The organism is Pseudomonas brassicacearum (genome assembly GCF_003732265.1).
Taxonomy (GTDB): Bacteria; Pseudomonadota; Gammaproteobacteria; order Pseudomonadales; family Pseudomonadaceae; genus Aquipseudomonas; species Aquipseudomonas brassicacearum_D.
This window is the reverse complement of sequence record NZ_MOBK01000031.1, coordinates 1-661: the sequence shown is the minus strand read 5'-3', so window position 1 is coordinate 661 and position 661 is coordinate 1. Positions and strand designations below refer to the sequence as shown.

2 protein-coding genes are annotated in these 661 nt (G+C 55.5%); both read left to right on the top strand.

Annotated elements, in window-relative coordinates; translation table 11 throughout:
- Positions 1 to 320 (top strand): alpha-glucosidase C-terminal domain-containing protein (locus tag BK660_RS29890; protein WP_123436391.1); only part of this gene is annotated, 320 nt, incomplete at its 5' end.
- Positions 321 to 427: 107 nt separating this feature from the next.
- On the top strand, positions 428 to 661 hold a 234-nt coding region (locus BK660_RS29885), incomplete at its 3' end, for a carbohydrate porin (protein ID WP_148057475.1).

Here is a 661-nt window from a genome sequence, read left to right as displayed (position 1 = left end):
CGGACTCGGTGTTGCATCACTACCGCCGTCTGATCGCGCTGCGCCGCAGCGAATCGTTGATCACCGACGGGCTGTACCAACAATTGCTGCCTGAGCATCCGCAGGTCTGGGCGTATGTGCGTGAAGGTGACGCCGAGCGTTTGTTGGTGGTGAACAACTTTTACGGGACAACCTGTGAAGTGGAGTTGCCGGCGACGGTCATCAGCGAGTCGATGGGGCAGCGCCTATTGATCAGCAATTATGCGGACGGGCCGTTGCGCAAACGACAGGTGACGTTACGACCTTACGAGTCATTCGTCGTGCACCTGATCGATCCCTGACCTTTAACTAGAAAAACCAGCTTTCAAAAAAACACGCAGAGCACTGCGCGGGGGATTTTTGCGCGCCGAATTCATGCAACCAGACAATAAAAACAATGGGGTGGCTTATGAAAACAACAATAAATCGCAGCCTTGCAGTCGCAGGTTTTTGCCTGGCTTTACCGCCAGCGTCACAAGCGCTGGAGTTTGGCGGCTACTTGCGTAGCGGTGTCGGCACGTCGGTCAACAGCAGCGGCCAGTCGTGCTTCCAGTTACCCGGTGCGCAGACCAAATATCGTCTGGGTAACGAGTGCGAGCAGTACGGTGAACTGGAGTTGCGTCAGGATCTGTACACCCTCGAC